The 19,901-nt window shown below is 59.8% G+C and carries 15 protein-coding genes; 7 read left to right on the top strand and 8 right to left on the bottom strand.

The features are described from left to right. Window positions 1–130 precede the first annotated feature (130 nt). Window positions 131–595 (top strand): bacterioferritin, encoded by a 465-nt coding sequence (gene bfr, locus ACA062_RS30110; RefSeq protein WP_084319637.1) that lies wholly within the window; start codon window positions 131–133, stop codon window positions 593–595. Between the two features lie 140 nt (window positions 596–735). Here bfr and uvrA read toward each other — a convergent pair whose 3' ends face one another. Continuing rightward, on the bottom strand, window positions 736–3,570 hold the full coding sequence (uvrA, locus tag ACA062_RS30105) for an excinuclease ABC subunit UvrA (protein ID WP_497454259.1): 2,835 nt from the start codon (window positions 3,568–3,570) through the stop codon (window positions 736–738). Between the two features lie 191 nt (window positions 3,571–3,761). Between uvrA and ACA062_RS30100 the strand changes: the two genes are divergently transcribed. Continuing rightward, window positions 3,762–5,159 carry an MFS transporter gene (locus ACA062_RS30100; RefSeq protein WP_497454258.1) on the top strand — a complete coding sequence of 466 codons (1,398 nt, stop codon included), beginning with the start codon at window positions 3,762–3,764 and terminating at the stop codon, window positions 5,157–5,159. A gap of 9 nt (window positions 5,160–5,168) precedes the next feature. Continuing rightward, window positions 5,169–5,693, top strand: a complete 525-nt coding sequence (locus ACA062_RS30095; RefSeq protein ID WP_007896798.1) for a single-stranded DNA-binding protein — start codon at window positions 5,169–5,171, stop codon at window positions 5,691–5,693. Between the two features lie 85 nt (window positions 5,694–5,778). On the opposite strand, the gene ACA062_RS30090 is transcribed toward ACA062_RS30095, so the two are convergent. After that, window positions 5,779–7,977, bottom strand: coding sequence for an OsmC domain/YcaO domain-containing protein (locus tag ACA062_RS30090; protein ID WP_497454257.1), 2,199 nt, complete (start codon window positions 7,975–7,977; stop codon window positions 5,779–5,781). Between the two features lie 149 nt (window positions 7,978–8,126). Then, complete coding sequence (locus tag ACA062_RS30085; RefSeq protein WP_497454256.1) at window positions 8,127–8,681, bottom strand: cysteine hydrolase family protein; 555 nt, start codon at window positions 8,679–8,681, stop codon at window positions 8,127–8,129. A 101-nt stretch (window positions 8,682–8,782) separates the two neighbouring features. Between ACA062_RS30085 and ACA062_RS30080 the strand changes: the two genes are divergently transcribed. The 3 genes from ACA062_RS30080 to ACA062_RS30070 all read left to right on the top strand — a co-directional run bounded on the left by ACA062_RS30080 (window position 8,783) and on the right by ACA062_RS30070 (window position 11,932). After that, window positions 8,783–9,775 carry a GlxA family transcriptional regulator gene (locus ACA062_RS30080; RefSeq protein ID WP_497454255.1) on the top strand — a complete coding sequence of 331 codons (993 nt, stop codon included), beginning with the start codon at window positions 8,783–8,785 and terminating at the stop codon, window positions 9,773–9,775. Between the two features lie 299 nt (window positions 9,776–10,074). Then, a complete protein-coding gene (locus ACA062_RS30075) occupies window positions 10,075–11,184 on the top strand; it encodes a DUF3182 family protein (RefSeq protein WP_497454254.1) in 1,110 nt (369 codons plus the stop codon). After that, window positions 11,174–11,932, top strand: a complete 759-nt coding sequence (locus ACA062_RS30070; RefSeq protein WP_497454253.1) for an alpha/beta hydrolase family protein — start codon at window positions 11,174–11,176, stop codon at window positions 11,930–11,932. The genes ACA062_RS30075 and ACA062_RS30070 overlap by 11 nt, the downstream gene beginning before the upstream one ends. 139 nt (window positions 11,933–12,071) lie before the next feature. On the opposite strand, the gene ACA062_RS30065 is transcribed toward ACA062_RS30070, so the two are convergent. The 5 genes from ACA062_RS30065 to ACA062_RS30045 form a co-directional block, all read right to left on the bottom strand. Then, window positions 12,072–13,058 (bottom strand): lysylphosphatidylglycerol synthase domain-containing protein, encoded by a 987-nt coding sequence (locus ACA062_RS30065; RefSeq protein ID WP_497454252.1) that lies wholly within the window; start codon window positions 13,056–13,058, stop codon window positions 12,072–12,074. Further along, window positions 13,058–14,341 carry a cardiolipin synthase ClsB gene (gene clsB, locus ACA062_RS30060; RefSeq protein WP_497454251.1) on the bottom strand — a complete coding sequence of 428 codons (1,284 nt, stop codon included), beginning with the start codon at window positions 14,339–14,341 and terminating at the stop codon, window positions 13,058–13,060. Before clsB ends, ACA062_RS30065 begins: the two co-directional genes overlap by 1 nt. Then, window positions 14,338–15,135 (bottom strand): endonuclease/exonuclease/phosphatase family protein, encoded by a 798-nt coding sequence (locus tag ACA062_RS30055; RefSeq protein ID WP_497454250.1) that lies wholly within the window; start codon window positions 15,133–15,135, stop codon window positions 14,338–14,340. The genes clsB and ACA062_RS30055 overlap by 4 nt, the downstream gene beginning before the upstream one ends. Beyond that, on the bottom strand, window positions 15,132–16,055 hold the full coding sequence (locus ACA062_RS30050) for a DUF72 domain-containing protein (RefSeq protein ID WP_497454249.1): 924 nt from the start codon (window positions 16,053–16,055) through the stop codon (window positions 15,132–15,134). Before ACA062_RS30050 ends, ACA062_RS30055 begins: the two co-directional genes overlap by 4 nt. A gap of 216 nt (window positions 16,056–16,271) precedes the next feature. After that, window positions 16,272–17,483 carry an MFS transporter gene (locus ACA062_RS30045; protein WP_497454248.1) on the bottom strand — a complete coding sequence of 404 codons (1,212 nt, stop codon included), beginning with the start codon at window positions 17,481–17,483 and terminating at the stop codon, window positions 16,272–16,274. Window positions 17,484–17,762: 279 nt separating this feature from the next. On the opposite strand from ACA062_RS30045, the gene ACA062_RS30040 reads away from it, so the two are divergent. Continuing rightward, the gene (locus ACA062_RS30040; protein WP_497454247.1) at window positions 17,763–19,880 is read left to right on the top strand and encodes a mechanosensitive ion channel family protein; all 2,118 of its coding nucleotides are present in this window, start codon (window positions 17,763–17,765) and stop codon (window positions 19,878–19,880) included. Window positions 19,881–19,901 lie beyond the last annotated feature (21 nt).

Here is a 19,901-nt window from a genome sequence, read left to right as displayed (position 1 = left end):
TCATTTGAGCGGTTTTTGCGTTATTTAAGCTGCTTTTCTCAGAACATCTTCGCTTTTATTGCGTCAAGTGAGTGACCTTGCGCTCAGGTTGGTTCAAACTACAGACTTTCAAGCAGGGAGATGTAGGGCGATGCAAGGCCACCCAGACGTAATCGATTACCTCAACACGTTGCTGACCGGCGAGCTGGCGGCGCGTGATCAATATTTCATCCATTCGCGGATGTACGAGGACTGGGGTTTCACCGAGCTCTACGAACGTATCAACCACGAGATGGAAGAAGAAGCAGGGCACGCCGACGCCCTGATGCGCCGGATCCTGATGCTCGAAGGCACGCCTCGCATGCGTCCGGACGACCTGGATGTCGGCACCACCGTGCCGGACATGCTCGCTGCCGACCTGCGCCTGGAATACAAAGTGCGCGCGGCACTCTGCAAGGGCATCGAGCTCTGCGAGCTGCACAAGGACTACGTCAGCCGCGAGATGCTGCGTATTCAGCTGAATGACACCGAAGAAGATCACACCTACTGGCTTGAGAAGCAGCTGGGTTTGATCAAGTTGATCGGGCTGGAGAATTACCTGCAATCGCAGTTCTGATGCTGCGGAACTGTAGGAGCCCGGCTTGCCGGCGAAGGCGTCAATGAGACCGCTATCGCCAGCAAGCTTGGCTCCTACAGGTTCTTAACAAAAAGCCCCTGTCACCGACAACGTGACAGGGGCTTTTTCATGGGCCTGATTCAGGCCCTGTCGCGCTCCAGCAACGGCTTGAGATAGAAGCCGGTATGCGATTGCTTCATCTCCGACACTTCTTCCGGCGTGCCGACAGCAATGATCTGCCCGCCCTTGGAACCGCCTTCCGGCCCCAGATCCACCAACCAGTCGGCCGTTTTGATCACGTCGAGGTTGTGCTCGATGACCACCACGGTATTACCGTGGTCGCGCAGACGATGCAGGACGTCGAGCAGTTGTTGGATATCCGCGAAGTGCAGGCCGGTGGTCGGCTCATCGAGGATGTACAACGTCTTGCCGGTGTCGCGCTTGGACAGTTCGCGAGACAGTTTCACCCGCTGGGCTTCACCCCCCGACAACGTGGTCGCCGATTGCCCCAGCTTGATGTACGACAGGCCCACATCCATCAGCGTCTGAAGCTTGCGCGCCAACGCCGGAACCGCGTCGAAGAACACTCGAGCTTCCTCGATGGTCATCTCCAGGGTTTCGTGAATGCTCTTGCCCTTGTACTTGATCTCCAGCGTTTCACGGTTGTAGCGCTTGCTTTTGCAGACGTCGCACGGGACATAGATGTCCGGCAGGAAGTGCATCTCTACCTTGATCAGGCCATCGCCCTGGCAGGCCTCACAGCGGCCGCCCTTCACGTTGAAGGAGAAACGTCCTGGACCATAGCCACGCGAGCGGGACTCCGGTACGCCGGCGAACAGTTCGCGAATCGGCGTGAACAACCCGGTATAGGTCGCCGGGTTGGAGCGCGGCGTACGCCCGATCGGGCTCTGGTCGATGTCGACCACCTTGTCCAGATGCTCGAGGCCCTTGATGCTGTCGTGGGCGGCAGCCTCCAGGGTCGTGGCACCGTTGAGTGCCGTGGCGCTCAACGGAAACAGCGTATTGTTGATCAGCGTCGACTTGCCCGAACCGGACACGCCGGTCACGCAGGTGAGCAGGCCGATCGGGATGTCCAGATCGACATCACGCAAGTTATTGCCACGGGCGCCTCTGAGCGACAGCGACAACTTTTTATTGCGCGGAGTGCGTTTGGCTGGAACGGCGATCTTTACACGTCCCGACAGATATTTGCCCGTCAGCGAGTCAGGGTGAGCCATGACCTCAGCCGGCGTGCCCTCGGCGACGATATGCCCACCATGCACGCCAGCGCCCGGGCCAATGTCGACCACGTAATCGGCCAGGCGAATCGCATCTTCGTCGTGCTCGACCACAATCACCGTGTTGCCGATATCCCGAAGGTGCTTGAGCGTACCGAGCAATCGGTCATTGTCGCGCTGGTGCAGGCCAATCGACGGCTCGTCGAGGATGTACAGAACCCCCACCAGGCCAGCACCAATCTGGCTGGCCAGGCGAATCCGCTGGGCCTCACCGCCAGACAGCGTATCCGCACTGCGATCCAGCGACAGATAATCAAGACCCACGTTGACCAGGAACTGCAGGCGCTCGCGGATTTCCTTGAGAATCTTGTCGGCAATCTCACCGCGGCGACCGGTCAGCTTCAGCACGCCAAAATATTCGCAAGCATCACCAATCGGCAGATTGGTCACCGCCGGCAGCGTTTTCTCGCCGACCCAAACGTGCCGCGCTTCGCGACGCAGACGGGTACCACGGCAATCCGGGCAAGGCTGGGTGCTGAGGAACTTGGCCAATTCCTCACGGACCGAGGCCGACTCGGTTTCGCGGTAGCGACGCTCGAGGTTCGGCACGATCCCTTCGAACGGGTGCGAGCGTTTGACGATATCGCCACGGTCGTTCAAGTATTTGAAATCGACGTTCTGCGAGCCACTGCCATGCAGGATGAATTTCTGCTGATCGGCCGGCAGTTCGTTGAACGGCACTTCCAGGCTGAACTTGTAGTGCGAGGCCAGCGACCCGAGCATCTGGAAGTAATACACGTTGCGCCGGTCCCAGCCGCGTATCGCGCCCTCGGCCAGGGTCAGTTCGCCATTGACCAGTCGCTTGATGTCGAAGAACTGCTTCACGCCCAAGCCATCGCAGGTCGGGCACGCACCGGCCGGGTTGTTGAAAGAGAACAGCTTGGGTTCGAGCTCACTGATGGCGTGGCCGCAGATCGGGCAAGCGAAGCGCGCGGAGAAGATGATCTCTTCACCCGGCTCGTCGTCCATCGGCGCCACCAGAGCGATGCCGTCCGCCAGCTTCAGCGCGGTCTCGAACGACTCGGCCAGACGCTGTTGCAGATCGGGGCGCACTTTGAAGCGGTCGACCACCACATCGATCGAGTGCTTCTTTTGTTTATCCAGCTTCGGCAACTCGTCCAGCTCGCACAGCCTGCCGTTGACCCGGGCCCGAACGAAGCCTTGTGCACGCAGCTCTTCGAAAACCGACAGGTGTTCGCCTTTACGCTCGCGGATTACCGGGGCCAGCAGCATCAGCTTGCTGCCCTCCGGTTGCGCGAGGACCAGGTCGACCATCTGGCTGACGGTCTGGGCTTCCAGCGGAATGTCGTGATCCGGGCAACGCGGAATACCCACGCGAGCGTAGAGCAGGCGCAGGTAGTCGTAGATTTCAGTGATGGTGCCGACCGTCGAACGCGGGTTGTGCGAGGTCGATTTCTGTTCGATGGAAATGGCTGGCGACAAACCTTCGATGGTGTCGACGTCAGGCTTTTCCATCATCGACAGGAACTGCCGGGCGTAGGCCGACAGCGATTCGACGTAGCGGCGCTGGCCTTCGGCGTACAGCGTGTCGAATGCCAAGGACGATTTGCCGGATCCGGACAGGCCGGTGATAACGATCAGTTTGTCCCGTGGCAGGGTCAGGTCGATGTTCTTCAGGTTGTGGGTTCGGGCCCCACGAATCAGGATCTTGTCCAAAGTGGCCTCGCTTGGCGGGCGTCGAAAACGTAGGAGTATACGGCCAAATACTGGATGGATGCACACTATCAAACGAGCGGATTGTTGCCTTACATGAAGAGTCTGTCAGCGGAGCGCGTCAAAGCGTCGCGATATACCCCGTCAATCGATGGGACTGGTAGAATCGCCGCCGGTTCACATGAGGTTTTTCCATGCACGATCCCCACAGCGAACGCATGAGTGGCAGTGAGACACGCGCAGCAAGCGGTCTGGCCCTGGTGTTCGCGTTCCGTATGCTTGGCATGTTCATGGTGTTGCCGGTACTGGCGACCTATGGCATGGATCTGGCGGGAGCGACCCCGGCCCTCATCGGGCTGGCGATTGGCGCTTACGGCCTGACCCAGGCGATTTTTCAAATTCCTTTCGGTTTCATTTCCGACCGCATCGGCCGCCGACCGGTGATTTACCTGGGACTGATCGTCTTCGCCCTCGGCAGCGTCCTGGCGGCCAATGCCGATTCGATCTGGGGCGTGATTGCCGGACGCATCCTGCAAGGTGCCGGGGCGATTTCAGCGGCGGTGATGGCGCTGTTGTCGGACCTGACCCGCGAACAGCACCGGACCAAGGCCATGGCCATGATCGGCATGACCATCGGTCTGTCGTTCGCTGTCGCCATGGTGGTGGGGCCGCTACTGACGCGCGCTTTCGGTCTGTCCGGGTTGTTCCTGGCCACGGGCGGCATGGCGCTGTTTGGCATCCTGATCGTGATGTTCATGGTGCCGCGCTCCACCGGACCGTTGCAGCATCGCGAGTCCGGCGTCGCGCGTCAGGCGCTGCTGCCGACGCTCAAGCATCCGGACCTGCTGCGCCTGGACCTGGGCATTTTTGTGTTGCACGCGATGTTGATGTCGAGCTTCGTTGCACTGCCCCTGGCCCTGGTCGAAAATGCCGGTCTGCCCAAGGAGCAGCACTGGTGGGTGTACCTGACTGCGCTGCTGATTTCCTTCTTCGCCATGATCCCGTTCATCATCTACGGCGAGAAGAAACGCAAAATGAAACGAGTTTTACTGGGCGCAGTGCTGACGCTGATGCTCACTGAGCTATTCTTCTGGCAGTTCGGCGATAGCTTGCGGGCTCTGGTGATAGGGACGGTGGTGTTCTTCACCGCGTTCAACTTGCTGGAAGCTTCACTGCCATCGCTGATCAGCAAGGTTTCACCAGCGGGCGGCAAGGGCACGGCGATGGGGGTTTATTCCACCAGCCAGTTTCTCGGTTCGGCGTTGGGCGGGATCCTTGGCGGCTGGCTGTTTCAGCATGGCGGTTTGTCGGTTGTCTTCCTCGGATGCGCCGGGCTGGCTGCCCTCTGGTTGGCCTTTGCTGTTACCATGCGCGAACCTCCCTACGTCACGAGCCTGCGCTTGCCGCTGTCGCCCGAGGCAATCCGCGAAGCGGGTCTGGTCGAGCGCCTGATGGCCGTCGTAGGGGTAACAGATGCAGTGATAGTCGCGGATGAAGCGGCCATTTACATCAAATTGGACACAGAACTATTGGATCGCACCACCCTCGAGCGTCTGGTGAACAACCCGGCCGCGACAGCGTGCGAAGCCTAGGAGAACGTTATGGCCCGTGGGGTTAACAAAGTCATATTGGTCGGCACTTGCGGCCAGGATCCCGAAGTTCGCTACCTGCCGAACGGTAACGCCGTGACCAACCTGAGTCTGGCGACCAGCGAACAGTGGACCGACAAGCAAACCGGTCAGAAGGTCGAGAAAACCGAATGGCACCGTGTGTCGATGTTCGGCAAGGTGGCGGAAATCGCCGGCGAATACCTGCGTAAAGGTTCGCAGGTCTACATCGAAGGCAAACTGCAGACCCGCGAGTGGGAAAAAGACGGTATCAAGCGTTACACCACTGAAATCGTGGTCGACATGCAAGGCACCATGCAACTGCTGGGCGGCCGTCCACAGCAGGGCGATCAACAAGGCGGGGGCAATAACTACCAGCAGTCCGCTCCAGCCCCACGCCAACAGGCTCCGCGTCCGCAGCAGTCGGCACCGCAACAGTCGCGTCCGGCTCCACAGCAGCAGGCCGCTCCGCAGCCGGCTCCGGATTTCGACAGCTTTGATGACGATATCCCGTTCTAGGATACGACTTAGACTTTCTTGTAAGGTTTAGCCTCGAAACCCCCGATCGGTCCTCTTGACTGGTCGGGGGGTTTCTTTTGCGCTCCTACATAGCAGTCACGTTAGCCCGAGCCATGTGCAGTTTTTTGTAGCTGTCGATCAGGCGCAGGTGCCTATCGAGCCCCTCCAGTTTCATGCTGGTCGGCGTCAAGCCATGGAAGCGCACGCTGCCGTCTACCGAGCCGATCGCTGCATCCATCCGTTCGTTGCCAAACATCCGGCGGAAATTGGCCTCGTAGTCTTCCAGTTCCAGGTCTTCGTCCAGCTTCATTTCCAGCACTACGTTGACGGCCTGATAGAACAAGCCACGCTCAACCGTGTTGTCGTTGTACTGCAAGAACATTTCCACCGCTTCTTTAGCCTCTTCAACTTGCTGCAAGGCGAGATAAATCAGCAGCTTCAACTCCAGGATCGTCAGCTGACCCCAGGCGGTATTGTCGTCGAAATCGATGCCGATCAAGGTGGTGATGTCGGTGTAGTCGTCCAGCTCGCTTTCCACCAGACGCTCGACCAGCGCTCGCAGTTCGTCTTCGTCCAGGCGATGCAGGTTCAGGATATCGGCGCGGAAGAACAGCGCCTTGTTGGTGTTATCCCAGATCAGATCGTCAACCGGATAAATTTCCGAATAGTCCGGCACCAGGATGCGGCAGGCCTTAGCGCCGATATGCTCGTAGACCGCCATGTACACTTGCTTGCCCATGCCTTCGAGAATGCCGAACAAGGTCGCGGCTTCCTCGGCATTCGAGTTTTCACCCTGGCCGGAGAAGTCCCACTCGACGAACTCGTAATCCGACTTCGAGCTGAAGAAGCGCCACGACACCACGCCGCTTGAGTCGATAAAGTGCTCGACGAAGTTATTCGGCTCGGTCACCGCATGGCCTTCAAACGTCGGCTGGGGCAAGTCGTTGAGGCCTTCGAAGCTGCGACCCTGCAGCAATTCGGTCAGGCTGCGTTCCAGCGCCACTTCCAGGCTCGGGTGCGCACCGAACGAGGCGAATACACCGCCGGTACGCGGGTTCATCAGCGTGACGCACATCACCGGGAATTCACCACCCAGGGAGGCATCTTTCACCAGCACGGGGAATCCCTGTTCTTCCAGCGCCTGAATCCCGGCCAGTATCCCGGGGTATTTCGCCAGCACATTGGCCGGCACATCGGGCAGGGCAAATTCACCTTCGATGATTTCGCGTTTGACCGCGCGCTCGAAGATCTCCGACAGGCACTGCACCTGGGCTTCGGCCAGGGTGTTACCGGCACTCATGCCGTTGCTCAGGAACAGGTTTTCAACCAGGTTGGACGGGAAATACACCACTTCGCCGTCCGACTGGCGCACGTACGGCAGCGAGCAGATGCCGCGCTCTTCATTGCCCGAGTTGGTATCGATCAGATGGGAGCCACGCAGCTCGCCGTCGCGGTTGTAAATCTTCAGGCAATACTCGTCGAGAATGTCGGCCGGCAGTGCATCTTTACGGCCAGGCTTGAACCAGCGTTCATCCGGGTAGTGCACAAACGCTGCATTGGCGATGTCTTCGCCCCAGAACTGGTCGTTGTAGAAGAAGTTGCAGTTGAGTCGCTCGATAAACTCGCCCAACGCCGACGCCAACGCGCCTTCCTTGGTCGTACCCTTGCCGTTGGTAAAGCACATCGGCGAGTGCGCATCGCGGATATGCAGCGACCACACATTGGGCACGATATTGCGCCACGAGGCGATTTCAATCTTCATGCCCAGGTCCGCCAGGATGGCCGACATATTGGCGATGGTCTGCTCCAGCGGCAGATCCTTGCCCGCGATATAGGTGCCTGTCTCGGAATTAGCAGCAGGCATCAGCAACGCCTGGGCATCGGCGTCGAGGTTTTCCACCTCTTCGATCACAAACTCAGGCCCGGCTTGCACCACTTTTTTCACGGTGCAACGGTCGATGGAACGCAGGATGCCCTGGCGGTCCTTGTCCGAGATGTCCGCCGGCAATTCGACCTGGATCTTGAAAATCTGGTTGTAGCGGTTTTCCGGGTCGACAATATTGTTCTGCGACAGGCGGATGTTATCGGTGGGGATATTGCGCGTGCTGCAGTACAACTTCACAAAGTACGCCGCACACAGTGCCGACGAAGCCAGGAAGTAGTCGAACGGACCCGGTGCCGAGCCATCGCCCTTGTAGCGGATAGGTTGATCGGCCACCACCGTGAAGTCATCGAACTTGGCTTCAAGCCGAAGGTTGTCGAGAAAGTTGACCTTGATTTCCATGGGGGATTACCAGAATAACGGGATAGACGATTTGGCCGCCATTATCCGGCTTTTCAGCGGTAAGTCTTGTGGTTGTCTGGTCCTGAGCCAGGTTTACCAAAAGGCCAATAACGGGCGAGCGCTACTGGCCTTTTGGTTTTTAGGGCGTTTTAGCCGTTGGCGGCCAGGAACTCGTCGGTGGACACCACGCTCGCATAGGCAAAACCCAAGGCCGACATGAAGGCCGCGTGTACGTGGGCTGCCGGAACGGTAAGACCATTGAATTCCAGATCGCGGGAGGCACAGGCGTCGTGAATGACGGTGACGGTGTAGCCCATGTCGGCTGCGGCGCGGGTGATGCCGTCGACACACATGTGGCTCATGCTGCCAACCACCACCAGTTCCTTGATGCCTTGCTCGTCGAGGATCGATTTCAGTTCGGTTTCGCGGAACGAATTGACGAAGTGCTTGAGTACGACCGGCTCGTCGGCGCGGTTGAGGACTTTGGGGTGCAGCTTCGCGCCTTCGGAGTCGGGGGTGAAGAACGGTGCATCGTCGGAGGCGAACTCGTGGCGGATGTGCACCACCGAATCACCGGCGTCGCGAAAGGCTTTGAGCAAGCGTACGGCGTTGTCCGCAGCGGCGTCGGCACCGACCAGTGGCCACTTGCCCTGGGGGAAGTAGTCGATCTGGATATCGACTACGATGAGTGCTTGCTTGGCCATGATTGTTTCCTCGAAGTGTGTCTTGGTGTGGAATGAAGTATCGGGGCAGGCAGGCCGCCCGAGGATTGGCCGCACCGACAATAACAGGGGGAAAACTGACAATGGATGCAGAAAGGGCAATCGTCGAACTGGGTGTGCTGATCTATCCCGGCGCGCAGATGGCCGCGGTGCACGGGCTGACAGACTTGTTCGCCGTGGCGAACCGGATTGCCGCCGAGCACCAGAGTGCGCAGTTGCCGCAGTTGCGGGTCAGCCATTGGCAGGTCGATGGCGAGCAGGTCCCCGAGCGGGTCTATGACAGCCATCCCGTCCTGGACCGCGCATTGGTTGCGGTATTGATACCCCCGTCTATCGCCGGTTTTTCCGAAGGCCAGGCACCCCGGGCGTTGATCCGCTGGCTTCGTCAGCAACATGCCAATGGCGCGATCCTGGGTGGCGTCTGCGTGGGCTCGATTCTGTTGGCCGAAAGCGGCCTGCTCGACGGTCGCAGCGCCACCACCCACTGGACCTCGGCCAAGACGTTCGCCGAGCGTTATCCGGCGATCAGGCTCAAGGCCGATACGCCGATCGTCGATGACGGCGACTTGATTACGACGGCCGGCTTGATGGCCTGGTCCGAGCTGGGTTTGCGTCTAGTGGACCGTCTGCTCGGACCGAGCATCGCCACCAGCACCGCGCGGTTCCTGGTGGTCGAACACAGCGACAGCGCGAGCGAGTGCGGCAGCAATTTTTCCCCGATTCTCAGCCATGGCGATGCGTCGATACTCAAGGTTCAGCATTGGCTGCAAAGCACTGGCGCGACCGATGTGTCGCTGACGGCGATGGCCGAGCGGGCAGGGCTGGAAGAGCGCACGTTCCTGCGCCGATTCCGCGCGGCGACCGGCTTGAAACCCACCGAGTACTGCCAGCATCTGCGGGTCGGCAAGGCCCGGGAAATGCTTGAGTTCACCAATGGCACTATCGATCATATCGCCTGGACCGTCGGGTATCAGGATCCTGGGGCGTTTCGGGCAATGTTCAAAAAGATTACCGGGTTGGCGCCGAGTGATTATCGGGCGCGGTTTGGGGTGTCTCCAACTGCCGCAACTCGGTAAGGGGATCACCCCAGGCCCCTTGTGGGAGCGAGCTTGCTCCGGGCGGCGCTCCAATGATAGCGATCTGTCAGGCAGCATCAATGTTGAATGTTATGGCCCCATCGCGAGCAAGCTCGCTCCCACAGTTTGAGTCGTGCAGAATGCAGGAGTTGAAACCGAGGTCGTGCAGAATCAAACAGGCTAAATGCCATTATCCTCCCCACAACTGCCTGATTTGAAAACCGTTTCGTGCCAGCCATCCTTGGCCTGATCTCTGCACCCCTGAAACTACATTCATCACGCCGATTGAAGGGGGATGCATGACCCCAACAAACCGCAAGAAACTGGTGGTCGCCCATTCGGTGCACCCCGGCGCTCCACTGCACGAAGTCGAAACCAATCGCGCGCTGGCCCGTTGGCTGGCGCACATCCTCGGGCTCAAATTCGGTGGCAGTTACGACCCTGGATTACACCGCGGCCATGACCTTTATCTGTTGCCGACCCAAACCCTGGTCGGCGCCGCCGCCGCCCTGGAGTTGGGCGTAAAAGGGCCGGATGATTTGTGGGGTGGTTACGTCGACCATGACTTCATCTGCACCAAAGCCATCAGCCACGGGTTGCGCAGTAAAAATGCTCACGCCCCGCAAGGGTGGTCGTCGCTGTTTTCCGAGCGCGTGCGCAGTGTTGTGCTTGATGGTCTCAGTGTTTTTTCTCTGGACGATGCGCGTCCTGCGGCAGAACACCTGCTCTACACCGGTCCCATTCGCCTCAAGCCCATCCATGCCTGCGCCGGACGCGGTCAGGAAGTGATCAAAAGCCTCGACCAGTTTGATGCGATTCTTGCCCGGCCCGATGCCGAAACGCTGTTCACCGAAGGCGTGGTGCTCGAGCAGGATCTGGACAATGTCATCACCCACAGCGTCGGCCAGAGCTTCATCGGCGGCAGGGTGCTGAGTTACTGCGGTGATCAATACTTGACCGAAGACGGTCAAGGCGAGCAGGTTTATGGAGGCTCCAATCTGCTCGTGGTGCAGGGTTATTACGAGGACTTGCTCGAGTTGGCACTGCCTGACGATGTGCGGCTGGCGATCTGGCAAGCGCAGGTCTTCGACAGCGCCGCGGATGAATCTTATCCAGGTTTCTACGCCTCGCGGCGCAACTACGACATTGCCCAGGGACTGGACAGTAACGGCAAGCCGCGCAGCGGCGTACTGGAGCAATCCTGGCGCATGGGCGGTGCCAGCAGTGCTGAAGTGGCAGCGTTGCAGAGCTTCGTCAACGATCCGGGGATGCGTGCGATTCGCGTGTCTTCGGTGGAAACTTACATCGATCAGCCCCTGCCCGCGGACGCCATCGAGGTCTACCGCGGGCCGGCGCAAAACAGTGATTTTCTACTCAAGTACGTAACGGTTAAATCCTATGACGGCTAGAAGCGAAACCATTCAGATCGACATCGATGATGAACAGATGACCGGGACCTTTCTCAGCCCCAAGTCAAAAGTCCCGGGCGTGCTGTTCGTGCACGGTTGGGGCGGCAGCCAGGAGCGCGACCTGGAACGGGCGAAAGGCATCGCCGGTTTGGGTTGCGTTTGCCTGACGTTCGACTTGCGCGGGCACACTGGGGGCACAGGCATTCCGCTGACACGGGTGACGCGTGAGGACAACCTGCGCGACCTGCTGGCGGCTTATGACCGGTTGCTGGCCCATCCGGCGCTCGATACCTCGGCGATTGCCGTGGTCGGCACCAGTTATGGGGGGTATCTGGCGTCGATCCTGACGTCGTTGCGCCCCGTGCGCTGGTTGGCGTTGCGAGTGCCGGCGCTGTATCGCGACGATCAATGGAACACACCCAAGCGTGACCTGGACAAGCCCGACCTGCGTGACTACCGCAGCACGCTGGTTCGCGCCGACGGCAATCGTGCGCTGCATGCCTGTTCGCAATTTACCGGGGATGTGCTGCTGGTCGAGTCCGAAACCGATGACTATGTGCCGCACGCCACCATCATGAGTTACCGGGCGGCCTGTCAACAGACGCATTCCCTGACACACCGGATTATCGACGGGTCGGACCACGCCTTGAGCGACCCGATTTCGCAACAGGCGTATACCTCGATTCTGGTGGACTGGATTACAGAGATGGTGGTGGGTGAGCGGTTGAGCATTATTCAATCCAGTTGACCGGGTGGTGTTCTTGCGATCAATCGCGAGCAAGCTCGCTCCCACAGTGATTTGTGTCGATCTCAGGATCTTTGACCAGCTCCGATCAACTGTGGGAGCGAGCTTGCTCGCGATGACGGCATCCGTCTCGCCACAACGCTCAAGAAGGTTTCTTTGAGATCCGCAGCGACTTGGCCTTGGCTTCCACGATCAGATACATCACCACCGTAATCAACAGCGGCAAGATGAAATAAATCGCCCGATAAGCCAGCAACCCTGCCACCAGACTCCCCCTTGAAACCTCATGTTGCAGCAGCGCCACGAACACCGCCTCCAACACCCCAAGCCCGGCAGGAATATGCGTGATCACTCCGGCGATTGCGCTGATCAACAGCACCCCAAGCACCAACGGATAGTCCAGTTTGCTCGGCAACAGGGTGAAAATCACCGCCGCCATCAGCGACCAGTTCAACGCCCCGAGGGCCAGTTGCAAGATCGCCATGCGCAGGGACGGCAGATTGATCTCCACTCCGCGGATCGACCATTCCCGGCGCCGGGAAAACTGACACGCCACCAGGTATCCCGCGCTCACCAACAGCAACAACACGCCCACACCTTGCAGCGCGCCGGTGCTCAGCTTCCAGCCTGGCGGCATCCGCACCAGTCCGCTGGTGAACACGGCACCGGCAATGACCATGTAGCCGAACCAGTTGGTCGCCAGACTCAGGCCAAGGATCTTCGCGATGTTGCTTTTGCTCACCCCGAGTCGCGAATACAGGCGATAACGCATGGCGATGCCACCCACCCAGGCGCTCAGGTTGAGGTTGAAGGCGTAGCTGATAATGCCCACCGGCAGGATTTGCTTCCAGGTCAGGTCCTGGCGGATGTAAGTACGGCCGATCAGGTCGAAGCAGGCGTAAACCAGAAAGCTCACCACGGTCAGCCCGGACGCGATGATCAGCGTGCGTACCTTGAAATCAGCGAGGTTGTTGAACACTTCATCCCATTCGATGCGCTGCGCGAGCATCGTGAACAGTACGATCAGCGCCAGGAAAAACAGCATCGTCAGCGGTTTTTTCCAGCGGCTCCAGCGCGACTTGTGCGGGTGATCGGCGTGGGTCGCCGGTTGCGTCTCAGAGTGGCTCATCAAGTGTCACTCCGGGCGGTATGGGAAAAAGGTTTCAGGCGTGGCTTGTGCGCCGGCAGCCAACCGGCCCAGGCCGGGAAGTGTCGCAGGAAGTGAAACACCAGGAAGCCGACAGTCATGTGCCAGACCCGTCCGCGGGGTGACTTGTCTGCGGACATGGCCTTGCAGTGATTGTCGCTCAGGTCCTCGAGGCGGGCGGACAGTATCCGGTTGAAGGCGCGATCGCGGATCAACACGTTGGCTTCCAGGTTCATGGACAGGCTCAACGGGTCCAGGTTGCTCGACCCCACTGTGCTCCAGTCCTCATCCACCAGCGCGACTTTGCCGTGCAGCGGGCGGTCGCAATATTCATAAATCTGCACGCCGGACTTGAGCAGGTAGTCATAGGTCATGCGCGCCGCGAGTTTGGCCACCAGCATGTCGGGCTGGCCTTGCAGAATCAGCCGCACATCGACGCCACGCCGGGCCGCATTGCGGATTTCGCGCAGCAGGCGATAACCCGGAAAGAAGTAGGCGTTGGCGATCACCACGCGCCGTTGGGCGCTGCGCAGCACCTGGCGGTAAACCTCTTCGATATCGGTGGTGTGCTCGCCGTTGTCGCGATAGACAAGACGCACCTGGCCGTCGTGATCGGTGAAGGCCAGTTCCTGGCGACGCTGCCGGCGACGTTGCCACCAATATTTGGCCCGGGCCGGCCGGCCGCTTTGCAGCAGTGCGAAGTGATGGATGTCGGCCACGGCCGGGCCTTGCACTTCCACCGAATAGTCCTGTTTGGCCTCGGGACCGAAGTCAGCCAGATGGTCGGCGGAAAAGTTGATCCCGCCAATGAACGCAATCGTGCCGTCTACGACCACAATCTTGCGGTGCAGGCGGCGGAACCAGTTAGTGCGGATGCCCAGATGCTTGGGCGCCGGGTCGAATATCTGAATGCGCACGCCGGCCTCGCTCAACGCCGCGAGAAAGGCGGTGCTCAGTTCGCCGCAGCCAAAACCGTCGAGACTGGCGGTGACCCGCACGCCGCGTCTGGCGGCATCGATCAGCACTTGCTGCAGTTCATTGCCGACCTTGTCCTCGAACACGATGAAGGTTTCCAGGAGGATTTCACTCTTGGCCTGGCGCATGACCTCGAACACCCGAGGGAAATAAGCTTCGCCGTTTTCCAGCAACTCCACGAGATTGTTGCCCTGCCAGCCGTAATCGACGTCGACCGTGCCGGGTTCACGGACAGCTGGGGTTGTGGATAAGTGTTCCACGCTGGTTTTTTCCATCGACGGGCTGCTCATAGCTCGATCTCCACCGACAGCGGTGCGTGATCGGAAAGGTGGGACCAGGGGCGCGCCGCCAACACTTGCGGTCGGCTGGCCTTGAGATTGCGCACATAGATGCGGTCCAGGCGCAACGCCGGCAGGCGCGCCGGGAAACTGCGTGCCGGTTTACCGTGGAGTTCGGCGAACACTTCTCGCAGACCACAGGGCTTGAGCAGCGCGTCGGCGCGCTGGCGCCAGTCGTTGAAGTCACCGGCGACCACCACCGGGGCCTCGGCCGGCAACTCTGCAAGACGGCTGGCCAATAGCTTCAGCTGTGCATTACGGTGGCTTTCGCGCAGACCCAAGTGAACGCAAATGGCGTGCACTTCCTGACCGTCGCCGGGCAGGCGCAGCACGCAATGCAGGATGCCCCGGTTCTCATGGCCGCTGATGGAAACGTCGAGATTGTCATGGCGAATGATCTGGAATTTCGACAGCAGCGCATTGCCGTGATCCCCCGCCGGGTAGACCGCGTTGCGCCCATAGGCGAACTGCGGCCACAGGGTGTCGGCGAGGAATTCATACTGCGGCATTTCCGGCCAGTTGCTGTAACGCGCCGGATGATGCTCGTGGGTGCCGTGAACTTCCTGCAAAAACACCACGTCGGCGGACACGCTGCGTACCGCTTCGCGCAATTCGGGCAGGATGAAGCGCCGGTTCAAGGCGGTGAATCCCTTGTGGGTGTTGACCGTCAGTACGGTGAAGCGGCGTACCGAGGCAATGGTGTGTGGCTGATCATCCGATACGCTGAGCTGCTCGGAACTATTCATGGCAGCACTCCTTCGGCAGCGGGCTCACCGGGGACAGTGGCGAGGGTTTTATCGAGATGCAAACGCTGCAGAAGGCTGCGCGCATCGAAGGGCGCGCGAACTTTGATGTCATTGTCGAAATAGCAGAACACCTCGCGGGACTTGCGCACCTTGGGCTTTTGCTTCGGCGCGATCAACTGTGGGTCGCTCGGTTGATTGCCCTGGTGCCAGGCCTCGATGCGGTCGCCCCAGCGTTTCAGCGCTTGTGGTGTGTAGCCACTGGCGTAAAGTTCCTCGGCGCCGTGCAGGCGCAGGTAGACGAAGTCGCTGGTGATGTCTTCGCGATATGGCCATTTACCCGCGGTATCGGCGATGACCAAGGCGGTGTTGTAGCGTTTGAGCAGACGGACGAAGGCCGGGTCGATAAAGCTTTCGTGGCGAATTTCCACGGCATGACGCAAAGGCTTGTTCTTGTAAGCCTTCATGCTGGCGTGATCCACGTGCGAATCATGTTGACGGGCGAGGGCGGCGGCCTGTTCGGTGTCGTGCGGCAGTTGTTGCAGGAAGGTCTCGAACAGTTCAGCGTTGAATTTGAAGTTGGGCGGGAGCTGCCAGAGAATCGGACCGAGTTTGTCCTTGAGTTCCAGCACCCCGGAGGCGAAAAAATTCGCCAGGGGTGTGTGAATGTCACGCAGGCGCTTGATGTGGGTGATGAAGCGTGGCGCTTTGACACTGAACACGAAGCCCGTCGGCGTTTCGGTGTACCACTGGGCGTAATGTTCGGGCCGTTGCAGGGCGTAAAACGATCCATTGATTTCGATACTGTTGACGGCCCGCGACGCGAATTGCAATTCGCGCTTCTGGGTCAGTCCCTTCGGGTAGAAATCCCCCCGCCAGGGCGTGTACCGCCAACCTGAAATGCCAATGTGAATCGCCGCCATATCGCCTCCCGTCTAATGGTCCTCGGACTGCCCTAGTCTTTTGATGACTGCGGGGCGAGGGATAAAGTTTCGACGGTATTACGGACGGTACAGACTCTGAAGAACACCAACGCTCTAATGTGGGAGCGAGCTTGCTCGCGATAGCGGTCCATCAGTCACATCCCTGTTGAATGTGCCGCCATCATCGCGAGCAAGCTCGCACCCACAGGGGGTTGATCAGTGGCCGGTGACTACGCGGGTGGCGCCTTCAGCGGGTTGCACATACACCGGACCGAGGCGATCGAGACGACCACTCCAGGCAGTCAACGCCAGCGCCACCAGCACCACCAGCCCGCCAATCCACGCGGTATGGATCAAGCCCAGATGAGCGACGATCAATCCACCGCCCCAGGCGCCACCGGCAATGCCGAGGTTGAAGGCGGCGATGTTCAGCCCGGAAGCCACATCCACTGCATTTGGGGTGTAGTGTTCGGCCTGGCGCACTACATAAACCTGCAGGCCCGGTACGTTACCGAACGCGACTGCTCCCCAGACCAGCACGGTCGCCAGGGCCAACCATGGGTTGCCCGCGGTAAAGGTCAGCACGAACAGTACCGCGGCGAGCAGGGCGAAAATGATTTTCAGGGCGCTGATCGGGCCATGTTTGTCTGCCAGTTTGCCGCCCCAGATATTACCGACCGCCACCGAGATTCCGTAAACCAGCAACACCAGGCTGACAGTGCCGGCGCTGAAACCTGAAATGTCCTGAAGAATCGGCGCCAGGAAGGTAAACGCGATGAATGATCCGCCGTAGCCGACTGCGGTCATGGCATACACCAGCAGCAAGCGGGGTTGCTTGAGCACCTGCAATTGCTCCAGCAGCGAGGCCGGTTTGCTGTGGGTGATGTTCTTCGGCACATAGAGCAGGCTGCCGATAAAAGCGATCACTCCCAACGCGGACACGGCGAGGAAGGTTTCACGCCAGCCGAAATGCTGACCGATGAAGGTCCCCAGCGGCACGCCAGTGACCAGCGCCACGGTCAGGCCGGTGAACATGATGGCGATCGCGCTGGCCGCTTTTTCCTTTGGCACCAGGCTGGTGGCGATGGTCGAACCGATCGAGAAAAACACCCCGTGGGCCAGACCGGTGACGATCCGTGCAATGATCAGCGATTCGTAGCTGGGTGCTTGCCAGGCCAGCAGATTGCCGAGGGTGAACAGCACCATCAGCGACAACAGCAGCAATTTGCGCGGGACTTTACCGGTGAGGGCAGTCAATACCGGGGCACCGATGGCAACACCCAGGGCATAGAGGCTGACCAGCAGCCCGGCGGACGGCAGGCTGACGCCGAGGTCGGCGCCTATAGTGGGTAACAAGCCAACGATGACGAACTCTGTCGTCCCGATGGCGAAGGCGCTGAGGGTCAGCGCGAGCAAGGCAATGGGCATGGCTGCAACTCCGGTGGATTTGGTTGATGGAGCGCAGTGTCGGGGTTTCGGTTGTGCGGAAAAATAGAGAGATGGGCATTTGATATTTGATCTGGGCGCAAAGATCGCCCGGCCGGGATCACGCGGTCCCCTGTAGGAGCCGGCTTGCCGGCGAAGGCGGTCTCAACTACACCAAAATGTTCAAGGGCCCCTTCGCCAGCAAGCCGGCTCCTATACGGTGAACTTGACCGCCATTTACCAATCAGTTCCTAACAGACCCTTTTCAAGGAGCTCCGCGTTTTGCTCAAATTCAAGACCGCGATACTACTGGGGGCGTTGCTGATTCTGGGTAGCAACGAGCTGGAAGCCGCCACGCTGCCGGGTGTTCCCGCCGTCGCCGAGGAAGCCGCAAAGCCCGAACCACTGGTGCAGGGCGGTCTGCTCGGGGCCATCAGCTCCAGCATCGACGACGTTCAGGACAAGCTCGACCTCAACGAAAACCTGGTCGACGCCTGGCGCCTGCGGGCCGATCGGGCGGTGGATGAAGTGGACAAGCTGGTCAATCGGCCCTCGAGTCGTTCAGGCTGGAGCGTGGCGGGTGATTTTCTGATGTTGTCCGGGGTCTGGCTCGGCGTCTTTGCCTTGCTCACCGTACTCGGTGGCATTCTCGCCAAACGCCTGAACCAGGGGCGCTGGCTGCGGACCCGCCAACGCAGCCAGGACTTGCTCACCTACTTGCTGCCTTACACCTTGCCGGCCGTGATCTGCCTGCCCTTGACGCTCTATATCAGCCACTTCCTGCCAGCCTCGGTCGGGCGCGCCCTGGCGTTGTGCTTCGCCTACGCCACCAGCAGCGGCATTTTCTCCACCTCGATGCTGCTCTGCGTGATTGTCATGTTCAACACCGGACACAAGCGCACGGCGGTGCAGCTCATACGCGATTACTGCCCCAAACCGCTGTTCCTGATCGGCTTCCTCGCAGCGCTCAGCGACGCCTTGACCAGCCCGCAAATCGCCCGGCAACTGGGCGGCAACATCACCAGCAGCATTGCGGTGTTTACCGGTCTGTTCGCCTCGATCATCTTCGGTTTGCTGGTGATCCGCCTGCGTCGCCCGGTGGCGCACCTGATCCGCAATCGACCGCTGGCCCAACGCCTCAAACAGCCTTCGCTGCAGGAATCGCTACGGATTTTTTCCGGGCTCTGGTATTGGCCGATTCTGCTGATGGTCATGGTCTCGGCGATCAACCTGATCGGCGTCGGCGAGGACAATCAAAAGGCGCTGCGCTGTGCGCTGTTCACCACCATTTTGCTGATTGCCACGGTATTTCTCAGCACGATCTTCCAGCACATGTTCAAGTCGAGCCAGGCCGAAGCGCTCAAGCGCAGCAGCGCCTACAAGGAACGGTTTCTCAGCCTGCTGCACGCCTTGTCGCGGATTGTCATGGCCGTGGCTTTCATTGAAATCCTCGGGCGGATCTGGGGGGTGTCGCTGTTCGAGTTTGCCGAGCGCAACTCGGTGGGCCGGGCGATCAGCGATTCGTTGAGCAGCATCGGGCTTATCTTTCTGGTCACCTGGCTGCTCTGGGTGGTACTCGATACGGCGATCCAGGAAGCGCTGAAACCGCCGGTCAACAAACGCGCGGCGCAACCCAGTACGCGAGTCAAAACCATCCTGCCGCTGCTGCGCAACGCGATCAAAATCATCCTGGTGGTGATCTGTGCGATCACCACCATGGCCAACTTGGGCATCAACGTCGCGCCGCTGCTGGCCGGTGCCGGGGTGGTCGGCCTGGCCATCGGTTTCGGTTCGCAGCAACTGGTGCAGGACGTCATCACCGGGCTGTTCATCATCATTGAAGACACCTTGTCGATCGGCGACTGGGTGGTGCTCGATTCCGGTCACGCCGGTACGGTCGAAGGCCTGACCATCCGCACGTTGCGCCTGCGTGACGGCAAGGGGTTCGTGCACTCGGTGCCGTTCGGCCAGATCAAGGCGGTGACCAACCAATCGCGACAATTCGCTTACGCGTTTTTCTCGGTGCAGTTCACCTACGACACTGACGTGGACAAGGCCATCGAACTGATCCGCGAGGCGGGTGATTCGATCCGTGACGACGCGTTCCTCAAGTACAACCTGCAAGGGCCGCTGGATGTGTTTGGCGTCGACAAGATGGACCTCAACGGCGTGGTACTGACGGCGCAGTTCCGCACCGTGTCGGGCGGGCAATATGCGGTGAGCCGGGCGTTCAATCAGCGCTTGAAAAAGCTTGTGGATAACAGCCCGTGGGTGCATTTCGCGCAGACTTATCCACAGCAGGTTTTGATGCCCTCGCGTCATGTGGATGAGCCGGAGGATGGCGGGGCTGTACCGGAGCACTCGTCGGTGTTGCTGCCGGATCAGCCGCGCACCCAATGATTTGTGTTGCTGCTGAGGGTC

Source organism: Pseudomonas sp. LBUM1679 (assembly GCF_059695565.1).
This window is presented reverse-complemented; position numbering and strand designations above follow the sequence as displayed.

What these genes read in the sequence shown, in the direction of transcription:
- bfr (WP_084319637.1), top strand. Translation starts at nt 131, where the DNA reads ATGCAAGGCCACCCAGACGTAATCGATTACCTCAACACGTTGCTGACC.
- ACA062_RS30100 (WP_497454258.1), top strand. Translation starts at nt 3,762, where the DNA reads ATGCACGATCCCCACAGCGAACGCATGAGTGGCAGTGAGACACGCGCA.
- ACA062_RS30095 (WP_007896798.1), top strand. Translation starts at nt 5,169, where the DNA reads ATGGCCCGTGGGGTTAACAAAGTCATATTGGTCGGCACTTGCGGCCAG.
- ACA062_RS30090 (WP_497454257.1), bottom strand. Translation starts at nt 7,977, where the DNA reads ATGGAAATCAAGGTCAACTTTCTCGACAACCTTCGGCTTGAAGCCAAG.
- ACA062_RS30085 (WP_497454256.1), bottom strand. Translation starts at nt 8,681, where the DNA reads ATGGCCAAGCAAGCACTCATCGTAGTCGATATCCAGATCGACTACTTC.
- ACA062_RS30080 (WP_497454255.1), top strand. Translation starts at nt 8,783, where the DNA reads ATGGATGCAGAAAGGGCAATCGTCGAACTGGGTGTGCTGATCTATCCC.
- ACA062_RS30075 (WP_497454254.1), top strand. Translation starts at nt 10,075, where the DNA reads ATGACCCCAACAAACCGCAAGAAACTGGTGGTCGCCCATTCGGTGCAC.
- ACA062_RS30070 (WP_497454253.1), top strand. Translation starts at nt 11,174, where the DNA reads ATGACGGCTAGAAGCGAAACCATTCAGATCGACATCGATGATGAACAG.
- ACA062_RS30065 (WP_497454252.1), bottom strand. Translation starts at nt 13,058, where the DNA reads ATGAGCCACTCTGAGACGCAACCGGCGACCCACGCCGATCACCCGCAC.
- clsB (WP_497454251.1), bottom strand. Translation starts at nt 14,341, where the DNA reads ATGAGCAGCCCGTCGATGGAAAAAACCAGCGTGGAACACTTATCCACA.
- ACA062_RS30055 (WP_497454250.1), bottom strand. Translation starts at nt 15,135, where the DNA reads ATGAATAGTTCCGAGCAGCTCAGCGTATCGGATGATCAGCCACACACC.
- ACA062_RS30050 (WP_497454249.1), bottom strand. Translation starts at nt 16,055, where the DNA reads ATGGCGGCGATTCACATTGGCATTTCAGGTTGGCGGTACACGCCCTGG.
- ACA062_RS30045 (WP_497454248.1), bottom strand. Translation starts at nt 17,483, where the DNA reads ATGCCCATTGCCTTGCTCGCGCTGACCCTCAGCGCCTTCGCCATCGGG.